The 14,959-nt window shown below is 69.4% G+C and carries 16 protein-coding genes and 1 pseudogene; 5 read left to right on the forward strand and 12 right to left on the reverse strand.

Annotation, left to right across the window (positions count from 1 at the left end; genetic code table 11):
- The first annotated feature begins 292 nt into the window (after positions 1-292).
- Positions 293-820 (forward strand): LGFP repeat-containing protein, encoded by a 528-nt coding sequence (locus ACQF4J_RS43380; protein ID WP_351577459.1) that lies wholly within the window; start codon positions 293-295, stop codon positions 818-820.
- 122 nt (positions 821-942) lie between these two features.
- Here ACQF4J_RS43380 and ACQF4J_RS43385 read toward each other — a convergent pair whose 3' ends face one another.
- The gene (locus ACQF4J_RS43385; RefSeq protein ID WP_351804932.1) at positions 943-1,806 is read right to left on the reverse strand and encodes a nuclease; all 864 of its coding nucleotides are present in this window, start codon (positions 1,804-1,806) and stop codon (positions 943-945) included.
- Positions 1,807-1,991: 185 nt separating this feature from the next.
- On the opposite strand from ACQF4J_RS43385, the gene ACQF4J_RS43390 reads away from it, so the two are divergent.
- Complete coding sequence (locus tag ACQF4J_RS43390; RefSeq protein ID WP_351577464.1) at positions 1,992-3,254, forward strand: hypothetical protein; 1,263 nt, start codon at positions 1,992-1,994, stop codon at positions 3,252-3,254.
- 69 nt (positions 3,255-3,323) lie between these two features.
- Here the strand turns inward: ACQF4J_RS43390 and ACQF4J_RS43395 are convergent.
- From ACQF4J_RS43395 to ACQF4J_RS43410, 4 genes and pseudogenes are all read right to left on the reverse strand, one after another.
- Positions 3,324-3,832, reverse strand: a pseudogene (locus tag ACQF4J_RS43395) (substrate-binding domain-containing protein).
- Between the two features lie 65 nt (positions 3,833-3,897).
- A complete protein-coding gene (locus ACQF4J_RS43400; RefSeq protein WP_351577467.1) occupies positions 3,898-4,278 on the reverse strand; it encodes an antibiotic biosynthesis monooxygenase family protein in 381 nt (126 codons plus the stop codon).
- 101 nt (positions 4,279-4,379) lie between these two features.
- Positions 4,380-4,874, reverse strand: a complete 495-nt coding sequence (locus tag ACQF4J_RS43405) for a hypothetical protein (protein WP_351577470.1) — start codon at positions 4,872-4,874, stop codon at positions 4,380-4,382.
- Between the two features lie 90 nt (positions 4,875-4,964).
- On the reverse strand, positions 4,965-6,575 hold the full coding sequence (locus tag ACQF4J_RS43410; protein ID WP_351804934.1) for a hypothetical protein: 1,611 nt from the start codon (positions 6,573-6,575) through the stop codon (positions 4,965-4,967).
- Between the two features lie 639 nt (positions 6,576-7,214).
- On the opposite strand from ACQF4J_RS43410, the gene ACQF4J_RS43415 reads away from it, so the two are divergent.
- Positions 7,215-7,439, forward strand: coding sequence for a hypothetical protein (locus ACQF4J_RS43415; RefSeq protein WP_351577475.1), 225 nt, complete (start codon positions 7,215-7,217; stop codon positions 7,437-7,439).
- 12 nt (positions 7,440-7,451) lie between these two features.
- On the opposite strand, the gene ACQF4J_RS43420 is transcribed toward ACQF4J_RS43415, so the two are convergent.
- Entirely contained in the window at positions 7,452-7,943 is a 492-nt protein-coding gene (locus tag ACQF4J_RS43420; RefSeq protein WP_427168246.1) for a nitroreductase family deazaflavin-dependent oxidoreductase, read from the reverse strand.
- Positions 7,944-8,389: 446 nt separating this feature from the next.
- On the opposite strand from ACQF4J_RS43420, the gene ACQF4J_RS43425 reads away from it, so the two are divergent.
- Positions 8,390-8,545: a DUF6131 family protein gene (locus ACQF4J_RS43425; RefSeq protein WP_142148474.1), complete on the forward strand. Its 156-nt coding sequence runs from the start codon at positions 8,390-8,392 to the stop codon at positions 8,543-8,545.
- Positions 8,546-8,931: 386 nt separating this feature from the next.
- Entirely contained in the window at positions 8,932-10,344 is a 1,413-nt protein-coding gene (locus tag ACQF4J_RS43430; RefSeq protein ID WP_427168247.1) for a protein kinase domain-containing protein, read from the forward strand.
- Positions 10,345-10,364: 20 nt separating this feature from the next.
- On the opposite strand, the gene ACQF4J_RS43435 is transcribed toward ACQF4J_RS43430, so the two are convergent.
- The 6 genes from ACQF4J_RS43435 to ACQF4J_RS43460 form a co-directional block, all read right to left on the reverse strand.
- Positions 10,365-10,526 (reverse strand): hypothetical protein, encoded by a 162-nt coding sequence (locus ACQF4J_RS43435; protein WP_427168248.1) that lies wholly within the window; start codon positions 10,524-10,526, stop codon positions 10,365-10,367.
- A gap of 158 nt (positions 10,527-10,684) precedes the next feature.
- Positions 10,685-11,203, reverse strand: coding sequence for an adenylate kinase (locus tag ACQF4J_RS43440; protein WP_351804967.1), 519 nt, complete (start codon positions 11,201-11,203; stop codon positions 10,685-10,687).
- A 42-nt stretch (positions 11,204-11,245) separates the two neighbouring features.
- A complete protein-coding gene (locus ACQF4J_RS43445) occupies positions 11,246-12,298 on the reverse strand; it encodes an LLM class flavin-dependent oxidoreductase (RefSeq protein ID WP_351577483.1) in 1,053 nt (350 codons plus the stop codon).
- A gap of 37 nt (positions 12,299-12,335) precedes the next feature.
- Positions 12,336-13,160: a DUF1684 domain-containing protein gene (locus ACQF4J_RS43450; RefSeq protein WP_427168249.1), complete on the reverse strand. Its 825-nt coding sequence runs from the start codon at positions 13,158-13,160 to the stop codon at positions 12,336-12,338.
- A gap of 70 nt (positions 13,161-13,230) precedes the next feature.
- Positions 13,231-14,154, reverse strand: coding sequence for an LLM class F420-dependent oxidoreductase (locus ACQF4J_RS43455; RefSeq protein WP_351577489.1), 924 nt, complete (start codon positions 14,152-14,154; stop codon positions 13,231-13,233).
- Positions 14,151-14,828 (reverse strand): hypothetical protein, encoded by a 678-nt coding sequence (locus ACQF4J_RS43460; RefSeq protein WP_427168250.1) that lies wholly within the window; start codon positions 14,826-14,828, stop codon positions 14,151-14,153. The genes ACQF4J_RS43455 and ACQF4J_RS43460 overlap by 4 nt, the downstream gene beginning before the upstream one ends.
- Between the last annotated feature and the right edge of the window lie 131 nt (positions 14,829-14,959).

Raw genomic sequence — 14,959 nt, forward strand, 5'->3', positions numbered from 1 at the left:
ACACCGGAATCGCGGGTTTGCGGACCGAGGTGACCGGGATCAGACTCGATACGAGGGGCGGTGACGGGTTTCAGGCTCTGCCGACGCACGGTGCGCTCACGATCGGACGGTCCCCTCACCATCGGACGGACTCGCGCCGCGTTGTCCGTCGGCGAACTGATGGCATGTCATCCGGGTGCGAACGGCGGCGTTCCGCGCTACGAGTCCGGGGCTGCCGCGCTGGACTCCCCGCATGAGGCCGCTCACCCGGTGCGGACTCTGAAGAACCATTCGGAAAGCCGGGTGAGAAGTCATGACAGCGATAGACGACAAGTGGACCCAGGTGGCGTGGATCGGCGCGCCGGTGGATGCCGGGGGCGGTTCGGCGGAGATGCCCGAGCCCGACGGCCGCGGCCGGTCTCGCGACTACCAGAACGGCTCGATCTTCTGGTCGCCGCAGACCGGAGCCCACGAGGTCCACGGCAGCATCCGGGTCTGCTACGCGCGACTCGGCGGGACGCGCGGATTCCTCGGCTACCCCGTCACCGACGAGACGGGCACCCCTGACGGCGTCGGCCGCTACAACCATTTCGAAGGCGGCTCGGTCTACTGGACGCCGGCGACGGACTCGCACGAAGTCCACGGCACCATACGGGACCTGTGGGCGAGCATGGGCTGGGAACGCAGCTACCTCGGCTACCCGGTCTCCGACGAGAGCGGCTCACCGCAGTCCCGCTACAGCCTCTTCCAGCACGGGCGTATCTCCTGGACGCCGTCAGGTGGAGCCGTAGCCGTGCACAGTCAGTCCTACGGCGACGACAACGTGGGAGAAGCCGTCTGAGGACATGATCGTCTACGGCGATGACCGAGCGTGTTGTCGTCTGAGGCGATGACCGGGTGCGGCGGCCGTCGCCCGGACCCTTGATGGATGACCGGGCCTGCCGGCGGTCGCCGCGCTCCGTGTCAAGCCTCCTCGAACACCAGGTCCTCGGGTGCCTGAGTCATCCGTACGATCTGACCGTTGGTGACTTCGACCACGGTGTTCAGGCCGGTGCAGCGCTTGCCGGTGGTCGCGATGGTGAAGCGGTCCTGCACTCCGGCGAGATAGGCCGGGAAGCAGGTCAGCGAGCCGTTGTCGAGCTGGAGGTAGTCGACGAGCCGCCGGAACAGCTTGGGCAGGATCACGACGTCGTCGGTGAGCGAGGACAGGCCCGTGACCTTGGCCCCGGTCGTGGTCGTGTCGCTCGGCCACAGACCTTGCGCCGGCGCCGTCCGTGCCTGCCGCACGGCCGCGGTCAACTCGGCGCGCAGGCTGGGGAACAGGCTTCGGTAGAACGTGGGGTAGACCAGGCCGGTGGCGATCAGGTGATGGTTCGCCGTCGTCCGGAGCAGGTCGGCGTCGACGTCGACATCGGTACCGCTGGGGCCCTCGGGGGTGCCGCGTCCGACGAGAGCGACACAACGGCCATGGATGTCGGCGCCGTTGGTGAGGATGAAGCCGGGCACCGTGTCGGGCGTCGCCGCCGTCACGGTCTCGTCCGGCCCTTGCTGGACGTTCGTGAACCCCAGCCAGCTCTGGAGTTCGTCACGTGCGGCATGGGCGAAGTGGAGGGGCTGGTGCACACGGCTGGCACCGTAGTGTGTCTCCAGCGCGTCGATCGCGTCCAGCCGGAGCGTGGCGCGCCCCAGCACATCGTGCTTGACGGCGCGGCCTCCACTGCCCACCAGGGCCCATTCTGTCGGGTCGTTGGGAGTGAAGTGAATGGTGTCGCCGTCCGGCTGTGTTCCCGTGATCTGGAACGATCCGTTGATGAGCAGCATCGTCATAGCGGCTCCCGAAGACTTGAACGGCTCGCGAGACTTGAACGGCTCGCGGGGAAAGGCGAGATGCCTGCTGAACCACGCTATTCCCCAGTCGGGCGCTCTGCAATTGCTGCCATTACCCTCCCCTGCCGCGCTCCTGTTGGCTGACCGTCCTATGCTGAGAGGGGGAGCCTTTGCTGGAGGTCGGGATGACCAAGGGGAAAGCCGTCAAAGGTTCGCGAAGCCCGACAAAACTCAGAGGGAATGCAATCGCCTTCGTTTTCCTGTGGGTTACGTCGCTCTTGTTCGGACGCACGGCGAAGCCGGACGTGCCGAAGCAGGATCATCCCTACGAGCCGACCGGACGAAAGAACGTCGTCCAGCTCCCCAAGATCCCGAAAGAGCAGTCCAGAGTTCACAGGACGGCATGGCGAGAACGGGCCGCCGCACGCATTCTCTACCTTGAGCAGCAAGCGGATCGCGAGAGATGCCGGACGGTCGAGGACCAGGCCGAGCAACGACAGCGGGAGAAGACGCTGGAGGGGATCGCACGGCATCTGGAAGAGGCAGGCCATGCCATCTGCGCACCGCGCCGCCTCTTCTCCGGAGCCGCAGCCCTCGAAAGGACCTGGGCAAACCTGCGCGCGACCGACGTCATGCTGCTCGGGCTGTGCTCGGAAGAGGACCTGATCAGCCGGAGCACCGATGTGCTGGGCTATGTCGAACAGCATCTTGGTCCGGGCAACCCGCTTCGGGTGAGGGCGGAGGCGGTCGCGGAGCGCATGGAGGTGAAAGGGCCTCAGCCCGGGGACCGAGGACTCCTCGTCCTGGCTCTGAGTGCCGCGTACGACGCGCTGGACGCCGAGGTCAGGAGGGTTCGCAGCCTCAGCGTCATTCTGCGGATCGCCACCTTCTTCGTGCTCCTCGGTGCGGCTGGGCTCGCGCTCTGGGGCTGGTACTGCCCCAGTTCGCTGAACTTGTGTTTCATTCCCAAGGGAGAGCTCAACGCCGCGTGCCCCTCAGGAGAGTTCCCTCGGAACTGGAGCGATGTTCCGAGTGACTACGCTCAGCACACGGACGTGCTCGTCACCGAGGCGGCAGGGCTGGCCGGCGCTGCTCTCACGGTGATCGCGTCCTTGCGCCGGATTCAAGGGACGAGCACTCCCTACATGCTGCCGCTGTCCGCGGCCCTGCTGAAATTTCCCACCGGGGCCCTGACCGCCTTCATCGGGGTGCTGCTCATCAGGGGGGCTTTCATCCCCGGCCTGAGTGACCTGGATTCCAGCGCACAGATCATGGCGTGGGCTGTCATCTTCGGTGCCGCGCAACACCTTGTGACGCGCTTCGTCGACGCACGGGCCCGCGAAACGCTGTCGGACGTGGGGCGCGCGCCGGCCGACCCGGAACCGGGTGGCCCGGGGACGGAGCCGGTTCCCGCGCAGACAGGTAAAGGGGCCACAGACGACACGTGAAGCCCTGCCGACCCAGGAGCGGGGCACGCGGTCATGCGGGGCATCGCGCGCCGGGCATCGTCTCCGCGTCTACCAGCTGCGAGCCGCATGCAGGAGGGTCTCGCGGACCCGGAGCACATGGGGGTTGGCCTCGGCGCCGGGGCGCTGGACGAGGGACAGGGTGTCGAGCGGCGGAACCTCCGGCTCGTGCAACAGGGCGAGGCGACCGGAGTCGAGGTGCTCCTGGCACAGGGAGCGGGGCAGCACGCTGTAACCGGCGCCGGCATCGACCGCGTACAGGACCGCGGACAGACCGCATACAGATTGGGCACGGAGACGGCGGCGCGGGTAGCGAGCTGCTTGCCGAAGACGGTGCGCCAGTAGCGGCGCAGGACGGGCAGGTCCTCGGCGTAGGTGACCATGGGCACCTCGCGCGGTGCGGTGCAGAGATCGTCGGCCTTCGGGTGTGCGGCGAGGCGCTCGCTCCAGGCCGGGGCCGCGACGAGCAGATACTCCTCGTCCGCGAGCGGCACTGACTCCAGGGCGCCGCCGTGGGGCCGGCGGGTGGCGATGACGAGGTCGTGGCGGCGCGCCCGCATCTCCTCCAGCAGCGGTTCGGGCAGTCCCTGGGTGACGCGCAACTCGACCCCGTCCGCCACGAGGGTCAGCCTGCTGCCGGGCTCTGCGGGCCCGTCGTTCGTGTGAAGCCGTGGCTGCGCTCCACTTTCGCCACATGCAGTGTGTAGCTCTGGTACCACTCGGCCCGCCCGCGCTGTTGCGCCGCACGGTGCTCGGCGTTGCTCCGCCACTCCGTGAGGGCGTCGGCGTCGCGGAAGTAGCCGACGGTGATGCCGAGCCCGCCGGGAGTCTGCGCGTGATCCATCCCCAGGAAGCCGGGTACGTCCTTCACCAGGTCCTCCATGCGTGCGTTGGTCTCGCCGTAGCCACTCTGGTCCTGGGTTCGCACCGTGGTGAAGACGGCTACGTAGTAAGGGGGTTCGAAGGCTTCGACCGGCTTGACAGGCGCTTCGGCGTGATCACTCATGGCGCCACTGTAGGGAGGGCGCGCCCATGATCCGGCGACTTTGCCGAACGGGATGCGAAAGGGATCAAGTTCTTGGCGAGCGTGCCCGAGCGCCGGCTGCGCTATCCGGTGACCGTCACGGTCACGTCGTAGCGTTCCTGCCCCGGCGAGCAGCGCATGGCCTCGCCGCATGAGTGACGTCGGGCGGTGATGTGCGCTGTGCCGGGCCGCAGTGCGGTGAACTGCGCGGAGGAGATGCCGCAGCCGCGGCCGGGCGGGCAGGTGGTGGCGGCTGTCGTTCCGCCGCCGACGGGGTCGAGGACCCGGGGGTTCGAGCCCGCGGGAGTGGACCAGTAGGCGCTGTGCAGACGCACCGCGAGGTGGGTGCCCGTGGACACTCGGACCGTGGTTCCACGTGCCCGTTCGTCGAGTACGACGGAGTGGGCGGCGGAGCCGGACGCGGACGGCGGGGGAGTGGGGGGTGTGGAGGAAGAGGACCCCGCCGTGCCGGACGAACAGCCGCCCAGAGCGGCCATCGCGGCTGCCGCGGCCACGGCGGCGAGCCCGGCGCGCAGTGTGTGTCGGGGAAGGGTGATGGGGACCGGCGACAGAGACAAGGGGCCCTCCGATGGTTACCGCCCGGGGTTGAGGCCCGGACGGGAGTGGGGGCGGGCCGTCGGCCCGCCCCCACCGTGCGGTGCGAGGTGTCAGGAGACGGTCACGTCGTCGTAGTAGGTGTAGGTCGCGTCACCCGCGTAGTTGTCGTCCTTGTTGGTGAGGGTGAGCGTGTAGTTGTGGCCCGCGGTCACGGCGCCCGAGACCTGCTTCCAGCCTGCGCCCTGGGTGCAGGTCTTGGCGAGCAGGGTCGTGGTGGTGCCGGCCGTGGTGTCCTGGAGGGTGGCTGTGGCCCAGTCGTAGGTCACGGTGTCCGGGCAGGTGACGTTGTACCAGAAGGAGACCTTGCTGGTGCCGGACGGGGCGGTGAAGGACTGGGTGAGCGAGGAGGTGTTGGTCGGGCTGGTCGAGCCGACCATCGCTCCGTAACTGCCGCTGTGCGCCGCCGAGGTGGTGGCGGAGGTGCTGCCGCTGGTGGTCCAGCTCGACAGGCTGCCCGTCTCGAAGGTGCCGTTGGTGAGGGTGCCGCCGCCACCGCTGCTGCCGCCGCCGACGATCGCGTGGGTGATGGCGCAGTTGTTGGTGTCGTTGGACCAGCTCGCCTGCTCCGCGAAGGTGCCGGTGCCCATGGTGACGTTGGCCGCCCCGCCCGTGCTGCCGGGGGAGATCCAGGCGCACTCGTCGGAGTTCTCCTGGCCGTCGTAGGAGCTGCCGGTGTGGTTGGTCCAGCCGCCGGCCGGGTTCTGGTCGGACATCATCTCCTGCCACTCGTGGCCGAGCGTCATGGTCCAACCGTCGAGTGTGCCGGGCGAGTTGACGAAGCCGACGCCGCAGCCCGAACCGGAGTCCATGTTGTACGGCTGGTTGCTGAACGCGATGTCACCGTAGGAGGAGGACACGGGTCCGCCGGAGAGCGTGCTGTCGCCGTTGTAGTCGTGCCAGGCGCAGTACTGGCCCTGGTAGCTGTCCGGGTTCGTGTTGTGCGGCGACAGGATGACGTAGTAGGCGTCCCGGTTGGACGCGGCGGTGGTGTTGCCGAAGTGCCCGGCCGCCTTGACGGCCTCGGCGCCCAGCTGGTGTCCCGTCGCGGCGCTCGGGGAGGCCGCCGAGTTGTCGTACCAGACACCGGACAGCACGCCGCCGCTCTGGTACGGGATGAAGTTCGCGTTGGACGGGCAACTGGTGGCGCCCGACGACACGTTCGGCCCGTCACACCACTGCGTGAGGTCCGCGGACCACCGCTCGTTGCCGGTACCGATGTCCTTGAACATCTCCTGGGCGACCGGGGCTGCGCCGTCCGGGTCGCCGGAGAACGTGGCGTCACCGCTGCCGTTGGTGCTCTGCGTCCCCCACTGTGAGCCGTAGAAGACCAGGTAGACCTTGGAGTGCCCGCTCTGGACGCCGATGCCGTCGATACCGCCGCCGTAGGACAGGGTCTGCGGGCCGGTCGCCGCGGCGGCGGCCGGGTGGCTGGCCGCCCACGACTTCATCTTGGCGTTGCGCTGGATGGTGGGAAGGGCGCCGTGCCGGTACGGGTGCTGGTACGAAGGGCTGTAGGGGTTGGATCTCGCCGCGTGCACCGTGGCCTGGGGGGCGGCTGTCGCCTGCGGGGTGATGGCGAGTGCCAGGCCGGTGGCCAGGGACAACGACGCGAGACCGGCGAGGGTTGCTCGGGCTGCGCCGCCTATGTGGGGAGTACCCATGGGTGATGGGAACCTTTCTTCGCGTGGACCTCCGCCGTCGGTGCGGGGAGGTGGATTGCATGGGACGCAGACAGGGCGCATCACCCGACAGCCGCCACCGGACGTCGACCTCGACGCCGGTTTCGTCGCAGAGCAGGACAAGGGAGCCGAGCGACGGTTGCGTCACTGCACGGGCGGCGGTGTGCACGGCAGTTGGGCAATTGACGCGCGGCGTTGCGATCTGCGGGGAATCCAGTCCTGACCTGAACGAAGGAAAAGGGCAGTGAGAAGGGTCGCGCTGCCCCTTTTGACGCTGGAAAGGTGATGCGTTGTCAGACGCGGCAGAGCAAATCAGATTTGACAGGCGCAGGTCAATGGAAGCAGACAGCTTTTACACAGGGGCGCTGCTGCCACCCTCCCGTGCCCGGTCGCTCGCGTGTGGTGCCCGGCCCGTTTCGGCTGGTCGTGCCGCAAGTCGCGCTATCTGTGGGTCAGTTGACGGAGCCGGGTGCAGGCCGTTTCATGACTGATCGTTGACCATGGACGAGGGTGCCATGCACATCGGGCGGAGAAGTCGGAGAAAGTCGGAGGCAATACTTCGCCAAGAACCGGTAATCGGCTGCCTATTGCTTTGATTTCCCGGATGTCTACACTCCGACGATGAACAACATACGGTGCACCCAATGTGGTGCGGTGGGGCTGGAGCCGGGCTTCGTCGAGGACTCCGGGCAGGGCGCTCGCGGATACGCGCGCTGGATCGCCGGCGCCCTTGAGAGGGGCCCGCTCGGCGGCGCCAGGCGCATGGGCCGGCCGCACTGGCAGATCGATGCCTACCGCTGTCCGACCTGTGGGCACCTGGAGATGTTCGCGGTACAGCGCGCCTGAGGGGGCGTGGCGTCACCCGCCGGAACGGGGCTGGAGGATCACGACAGGGATCTCACGTTCGGCCCACGACTGATACAGCTCGAAGTCGGCGTAGACGTCGAGCAGCAATGGCCAGAGGCGGGAGCGCTCCTCCGGGTCCGCGGTGCGGGCTCGGACGGGTCTGCGGTCGGCGCGGATCTGGATGTGGGTGTCCGGGTGGGCGCGGAGATTGAGGTACCACTGGGGGTGCTTGGGGAGTCCTCCCTGGGAGGCCACGACGACGGTGGCCGCCCCGTCGTTCATGTAGAGCAGCGGAGTGGTGTGGAGCCTGCCGGACTTTCTGCCGCGATGGTCGAGGAGAAGCACGGGTACGGGTTTACGGAATCCGGCCGCGATGCGCCACTTTCCGCCCAGTCGGCCACGCGTGCGGCGGTAGGCCCACACCTGGGCCCTGGACGCGTACTTGAAGATCTTGGGCAGCAGCGGGGAGTCGAGCTGACGGGGGCGCGGACGCTGACGTGGCACGGATCGCCTCCTGACGAGCGCTGAGTGGTCGTGCCTGAGTGGGCGCCGCGCGGCAAGGGGGTTCCTACCGTCGCCCTGTGCGGAAGCAAGTTCCTACCGTCACCTTGTGCAGAAGGCAATGGGCACGACACCCCCTTCAGTGTTGACGCTTCGGGCGCGCGTGGTGAGGCCGGTCAGGAACAGAGTGAGCCAGCGGCTGCGGACGGCGGCTGGCCGGCCGGTGGGGGCGGTGGCGAAGAGCAGGTACATGTCTTCGATGGCCGAGAACCTCGAGGCCGCCGAGCTGTCCCTGTCCGTTGACGACGTGGCGCGGCTGAATGCGCCGGCTTGACGGGCGACCCACCTGCTCTGATGGCCAAGGCTTCAGCAGGCGTCAGAGGGGTGGCGTGATAGCGCCGCTTCGGGGCACTCGGGAGGTAACGTCCGGTCACGCCAGGAGGTACGTCATGATCGCGCTCGGCATCATCCTGCTCATCGTCGGTTTCCTCACCGGCATATCGATCTTGTGGACCATCGGCATCATCCTGGCCGTGGTCGGCGCCGTCTTCTGGCTCCTGGGATCCATGGGGCACGCCGTCGCCGGCCGACGCCACTATTGGTGACCGTGACACTCCTCGAGCGGAGCCCGACCTGACTCAAGCTTCCAGAGGACACCTCGCCTCCTTCGTGGCCGCCGGCCGCCTGGTCTCAGAGCCAGGGGCCGGCGGCCCGGCGCTGTTTCAGGCATCTCCCTCACCGTGCTCCCTCCCGACCTGTCTCGGGCAGGACCCGGTCCTGCGCGTCGCGGAATTCATGACGTGGCCCAGAAGATTCGCCCGCCGCTGTGCAAGAGGTTGCTGGATGGGTACCTGCGTTCGGTGGCCGGCCGACGAAGGGTGCCTGCCGGTTCTGTTCTGTGACGCAGGGGGAGGGTGAGTTGAGGTTGCGTGAGAGGCACGACGGAGGGCCCACGCGGTGCAATGCCCGGATACTGGCGGGCCGTTACCGCTTGGACGGGATGATCGGCTGGGGTGGCGCGGCGGACGTGCACCGCGGCTTCGACCTGCAACTGCGGCGGCCCGTGGCCGTGAAGATCTTCCGGGCCGGTACCGGCTTCGACACCGAGGAGAGCTTCCGCAGCGAGGCGGTCATCCTGGCCCAGTTGCAGCATCCGGGGCTGGTGACCGCTTATGACGCCGGAAGGCACGACGGCGACGCCTACCTCGTCATGCAACTCGTCGACGGCCCCACCCTCAAGACCCGCATCGCCGAGCGCCCGCTGTCGCCCGAAGTCACCGCCATGCTCGGGGCCGACCTCGCAGACGCCCTGGACCACGCCCACGAAAAGGGGATCATCCATCGGGACGTCAAACCGTCGAACATCCTCCTGGACGCCTCCGACAGTCCTCATCTCACCGATTTCGGTATCTCCCGGCTGCTGGACTCCACCGCATACACCGCCACCGGCGCCCTCGTCGGCACGGCCGCCTATCTGTCCCCCGAGCAGGTACTCGGCAGGCCCGTCGGGCCGCCTGCCGACGTCTACGCCCTCGGACTGGTCCTCCTCGAGTGCGTCACCGGCAGGCTCGAATACGAAGGCGGCCCCCTGGAGGCGGCCATCGCTCGACTGCACCGCCGACCCGCCCTCCCCGACTTCCTGCCCGAAGCGTTCGGTGACCTGCTGCACCGGATGACCGCTCTGGAAGAACACGACCGCCCCACGGCACGCGACTGCGCTTCGGCACTGGCCCACCTGGCCGACGTCACGCCCGCTGCGGACGCGGTTCCGCCAGTGGCCTCAGTCATGAGCAGCGCCGTATCGGGGTCGACCGCGCACGACAGGGACAGGGACAGGGACAGGGACAGGGACAGGGACAGGGACGGTGACAGCGGCCGTACGCACCGCAGCCTGCTGCCGAGCGCACAGCCGCTCGGTGCCGCGGCCGCTGCGGCCGGTCTTCCCCGGGCGGCATCCCGGCCCGTCTTCGCCCGCAGTCGTGTGGCGATGTGCGGATCAGCGGCCGCACTGGTCGCCGTGATGACCGCCGGCTTCATCGCCACCGACGGCTTCTCACAGCACAGCGCCAACGGCGAAGCGGCTCCGTCCGCCAGTGATCACTCCGCCCCCTCCACGTCCCCGAAGACCCCCGCCGACGGAGGCAGCCCCGCCGAACCGAAGACCTCGCCGTCCTCCCGCTCGGCCGCTGCCCGGCCCCTCCGCGCAACGGTTCCGGACAGCAGTGCCCTCTCATCCCCGGGTGACCATCCAACGCGGCACCTGACCGATCCCGCTTCCCGGACCTCTGGTGACGGCAAGACAACCGACGGGACCCGAGGGAAGGCGGCAGGCAAGAAGAAGTCCCCTGCGGACGCCTCGGGCCAGACGCGAAAGGGCCGAGGGCAGCAGCGCGCACATGAGTGACGGGGCGGAGCGTCATCCCTTCATGTGATGGTCTCGCCGTCGTGGGTGACGCCCTCGCAGTACTTGGTGAACGTGCCGTCCCCGACCGCGTTGATGATGATCACCCCGCCGCCTCTGGCGCAGTCCTGCGCGGAGATGTCCGCGCCAGCCTGTACGGGAGCTGCGGCGAGGCAGAGTGACATGGTTCAGCGCCCCGAGCGGAATCGCCGACGACAGCTTCGTGGGAACCCCGTTTCCGTCCGGTGGCGGGACCGCCGTAGCAGCGTCGCCGTCATCGGGGCCGGTCGCGGCCGGCGCGGGCCACGCGAGGGACACCGGAACCGCCTGCCCCGCCCGCGCCTCACAGCGATGTCAGCCAGGCGGCGGTGTCGTGGGGATGGGCGAAGCGGAGGGTATGGAGCGGGGCGAAGCGGGGGTCGTTCACCCGGCGCTCGATTTCGCGGTGGCGGGTGCCGTGTTGGGACCATGCCCACCAGACCGGGTGTTCCCGGCTCAGCCAGTCCTTCCAGGTCTCCCTGTTGCCGCCGAAGAGGACCTCGCGTGTGACGGTGCGCCGGAAGGACCGGCGCAGGACGCGAGGCATGATGACGCGTTTGGGATATTCGAGCCAGATCACCGTGTCGGCCCGGTTCCACAGCAGGTCACGGACCTCCGGATAGCCGATGGAGTCGATGACCCAGCGCGGCTCGGCGGTGAGCCTCGACACGTCTTCGGTGAGCGCGTCGTTGACGGCCCAGTCGGGGCCGTTGAAGTACAGGGCGTCCATCTCGTGGTGCGGCAGGTCCAGACGACTGCTCAGGGCTTGGGCGAGGGTGGACTTGCCCGCGCCGGTGACGCCCACCACCAAGATCCGTTCCAAGGTCCGTTCCATGGACGCCCCCCACTCCTGACCTGCCACTGCCTACACATCATGGGGCGCTTGAGGAACGGGGTGCCAGCCCAACTCGGGGGCGATCAAGTGCCGTACGTCGTGCAGGATCTGTTCGTACTCCTCGCGGTGGAACTCGTACGGCAGCTCCAGGCGCAGCTCCGACACCTGCGCGAGGACGGGATCGGCCGCCAGCTGCTCCAGGATCTGCTCCGCGGTGCCGACCACGTCCGGGGCGAACAGGATCCGCTTCGCGCCCGGCGACGCAACGGTCTGCGGCTTCAGGGTGCGCTCGTGCCGACCGGCCGCGTAGTCCCGGTAGCGGGCCCGGGTGGCGGCGTCGGCGCTGTCGAACGGCACGATCACCCGCCCGAGCGCCACCCGCGCAGCCCGCCGGGCGTCGCCCAGACCGCGCCGGTACTCGGAGAGCAGTCGCAGCTGGGCGGTGGTGAAGTCGTCGCTGTCCGCGCCGGAGACGATGTTGCCGGACAGCAGGTGGAGACCGTTCTGGGCGGCCCAGCGGACCGATCGCAGGCTGCCTCCGCCGTACCAGATCCGCTGCACCAGACCCGGGTTGTGCGGCTGCAGTCGAGGTCGCTGGATGTTGCCGGGTGAGTGGATCACGGTGTCCGGGCCGCCGAGGTGGTCGCCGCGCAGGTTGTCGACCAGGCGGGCGATCCTGCCGTACGACAGGTCGAAACCGCGCCAGTCCCCGTCGTACACCAGGTCGCCGAGGAGTTCGGCGTGCGGCATGCCGGTGCTGAAGCCGACCTGGAGGCGGCCGCGGGACAGTACGTCGGCCAGCGCCAGGTCCTCGGCCAGGCGGAACGGGCTCTCGTATCCGATGGGGATGACCGCGGTACCCAGCTCGATCCGCTCGGTGCGCTGGCCGGCCGCGGCGAGGAACACGGCGGCCGAGCCGACGCCGTGTTCGAGGTGCCGCTGGCGGATCCAGGCACCGTCGAAGCCCAACCGCTCCCCGTACTCGAAGAGTTGGAGTGTCTCCTCCAGACCTGTGTACGGATCGTCGTCGGCGAAGTTGCCGGGGGTGAGAAAGGCCAGCGAGGTGATGGTGGGTGTGGTCATGCGGTCGTGGTCCTCAACTCGTGCGGCCGGGCCGGGTTCAGGAGCCGCCACGTTCGCGGGGGATCTTCTGCCCGGCCTCGATGGCCACCGGCAGCCGGTTCTCGGCAGGGGGCAGCGGGCAGGTGGCCAGGTCGGTGTAGGCGCACGGCAGGTTCGAGGCCCGGTTGAAGTCCAGGACGACCGTGCCGTCGGCGGCGGGCGCTTCCACGCTCAGGGCCCGGTTGGCCGCGTACGTGGTGACGCCGGAGGTCGCGTCGGTGAACAGCACCAGCAGCCGGCCGCCGCCCGTGCCGGGGAACGCGGTCAGCGACAGCTGCCGCCCGTCCAGCTCGAACTCGATCCTGCCCGGAGCGTCGTAGACGTGCTCCAGTCCCTCGACCGCGGCGCCCACGGTGGTCGGCCGCGGTGCGTCGAAGGGGATGTAGCGGCCGGTCACCGCCCAGCGGGGGTCGGGGGCGTAGGCGGGCGTTCCGGTGAAGGCCGTGCGCAGCGGTGCGTCCGGGTGCCGGGGTCGCACGATGTCGTGTCCGCCGCGCCGGGCGACCTCGATCACGGCGTCTCCCCAGACGGCGTTGACGCCGCCGCGCTCGGGGATCACACCGAAGCGGTGCTCACCGCGCACCGGCGTTCCGTCGACGGCCAGTTCCTCGCCGTCGTCCAGGGCTACGACGACCCCCTCGGGGCCGGTGTGCCAGGCGCCGGGCGCGTCCGGGAAGCGCTGCGGCCGGTCGTCGAGCCAGTGCAGGCCGGTGACCGCCAGGAACCCGTGCGGGTCGGCGAGCCGGGCCTCCTGGGCGCGATACCACTCCAGCCATGTCTCGGTGAAGGCATGGAGGTCCGTCGTGGTGGCCTCGGTGGTCATGGGCGATCTCCTCTGGATCGGGGGTGAATTGGTGCGAGCCGGCGGCGGGCGCCCGGCTCGACGGGCGTGTTCAGCGGGCCAGTTCGCCCAGGAGCCGCCAGGTGCGTCGGCGGTCCGCCTCTCCGGCGATCTCGGTGGACGAGAACACGACCTCCGTGGCGCCGGCGTCGCGGTAGCGCCGTACCTCGGCCTCGACGGTCTTTTCGTCGCCGATCACCGCCAGATCGGCGGCTCGCCGGCCGCCCGACAGCTCGATGACACGGGCGTAGGACGGGATCTGTTCGTAGAACGCGAGGTTCTCGGTGAACCTGGCCCGCACCGCGTCCACGTCGTCCGTGACGACACCGGGCACGAGCGCCACGACCCTGGGTGCCGGGCGGCCCGCGGCCTCGGCGGCGGCGTGCAAGGCGGGCACGATGTGGTCCGCCAGGGCGCGCGGTCCCGCCAGGTAGGGCAGGATCCCGTCCGCCAGCTCGCCGCTGACCCGCAGCGCCTGCGGTCCCATCGCGGCGACCAGCAGCGGCACGCCTCTCTCCGCGCCCGGTACCCGCGCCGGGACGGGGGTGGTGGCCGTGAGCAGCTCGCCGTGGAAGTCGGCCGTGCCGGTCTCGGTCAACTGGCGCAGGGCGGTGAGGAATTCGCGCAGTCGGGCGATGGGCCGTTCGAAGGGCAGGCCGAAGCCGGTCTCCGTCAGCAGCTTCGTGCCCAGGGCCAGCCCGAGGTGGTAGCGGCCGTGGGTCGCGGCCTGGGCGGTCTGGGCCTGGCTGGAGACCAGCAGCGGGTGCCGGCCGAAGACGGGGATCGCCGACGTGCCGACCTGCAGACCGGGCACTTCGCGTCCGACGATCGCCGCGAGCTGGGGTGAATCCGCGCCGAAGGTCTGCCCGAACCAGGCCGACGCGAGTCCGGACTCCGCGGCCTCCCGGGCCAGTTGAACGGTGGCGTCGACCTGGTTGGGCGCGTCGGCCGCGTTGAGCGCTACTCCAACAGTCATGTCAATCCAGAACGGGCGCCGGACGCAGCCGCATTCCGGTCCGCGTGTGACAACTTCTTGTCAGTCATGTGTCCTGGACCTGTGTCGAGAGGTGCGCGCAGGCCGAGGTGTTCGCGCAGGGTGGTGCCGGTGTACTCGGTGCGGTAGACCCCGCGTTCCTGCAGTTCCGGGACGAGCAGGTCGACGATGTCGTCGAGGCCGTCGGGGACGAGGTACGGCGTGATGGTGAAGCCGTCGATCGCGCCGTGCCGCACGAAGTGGGCGAACTTGTCGGCCAGGCCGGACGGAGTGCCGACGTGTCCGCGCTGCGGCCCGAGCGCGATGACGGTCTCGCGCAGCGACCAGCCGTGTGCCTCCGCCGTCCACGGTGCGTGCCGTTCGAGGTCGCCGACGCGCTCGGCGCCGGTCGACTCCGGCGTGTCGAGCGCCACCTCGAAGGCGGCCCGTTCCACCGCGCCGATGCGGCCCACCGAATCCGGTGCGGCGCCGGGCGGCAGCACGCCGTCGTCCAAGGTGATCAGGGTGAACCCGGCATGCTCGGCGACGGCGGCGACCTGGGCCACGCGGCCCGGGGTGAGCAGCTGTTCGGGGGAGTGGGCGGCGCGGCGCCAGGCCGCGGGATGGGTTCCGTCACCGTCGATCTCGACGGCGAGGTGCAGGGCAGGGCTGGACAACGGGGTTCCTTCCGGGAAACACAGGAGGACTCGCGGCGACAGGGCCACGAGGGGACGGCCGGCGGGACGGCCGGCAGATGTCAGACGTGTACGGAAGGACAGACCGCGGAGGAGGTACGGCAGAAGTCGAC

Source organism: Streptomyces sp. C1-1 (assembly GCF_050214755.1).
Taxonomy (GTDB): domain Bacteria; phylum Actinomycetota; class Actinomycetes; order Streptomycetales; family Streptomycetaceae; genus Streptomyces.

What these genes read in the sequence shown, in the direction of transcription:
- ACQF4J_RS43425 (WP_142148474.1), top strand. Translation starts at nt 8,390, where the DNA reads ATGATCGCGCTCGGCATCATCCTGCTCATCGTCGGTTTCCTCACCGGC.
- ACQF4J_RS43455 (WP_351577489.1), bottom strand. Translation starts at nt 14,154, where the DNA reads ATGACTGTTGGAGTAGCGCTCAACGCGGCCGACGCGCCCAACCAGGTC.
- ACQF4J_RS43450 (WP_427168249.1), bottom strand. Translation starts at nt 13,160, where the DNA reads ATGACCACCGAGGCCACCACGACGGACCTCCATGCCTTCACCGAGACA.
- ACQF4J_RS43435 (WP_427168248.1), bottom strand. Translation starts at nt 10,526, where the DNA reads ATGTCACTCTGCCTCGCCGCAGCTCCCGTACAGGCTGGCGCGGACATC.
- ACQF4J_RS43400 (WP_351577467.1), bottom strand. Translation starts at nt 4,278, where the DNA reads ATGAGTGATCACGCCGAAGCGCCTGTCAAGCCGGTCGAAGCCTTCGAA.
- ACQF4J_RS43410 (WP_351804934.1), bottom strand. Translation starts at nt 6,575, where the DNA reads ATGGGTACTCCCCACATAGGCGGCGCAGCCCGAGCAACCCTCGCCGGT.
- ACQF4J_RS43415 (WP_351577475.1), top strand. Translation starts at nt 7,215, where the DNA reads ATGAACAACATACGGTGCACCCAATGTGGTGCGGTGGGGCTGGAGCCG.
- ACQF4J_RS43445 (WP_351577483.1), bottom strand. Translation starts at nt 12,298, where the DNA reads ATGACCACACCCACCATCACCTCGCTGGCCTTTCTCACCCCCGGCAAC.
- ACQF4J_RS43385 (WP_351804932.1), bottom strand. Translation starts at nt 1,806, where the DNA reads ATGACGATGCTGCTCATCAACGGATCGTTCCAGATCACGGGAACACAG.
- ACQF4J_RS43380 (WP_351577459.1), top strand. Translation starts at nt 293, where the DNA reads ATGACAGCGATAGACGACAAGTGGACCCAGGTGGCGTGGATCGGCGCG.
- ACQF4J_RS43390 (WP_351577464.1), top strand. Translation starts at nt 1,992, where the DNA reads ATGACCAAGGGGAAAGCCGTCAAAGGTTCGCGAAGCCCGACAAAACTC.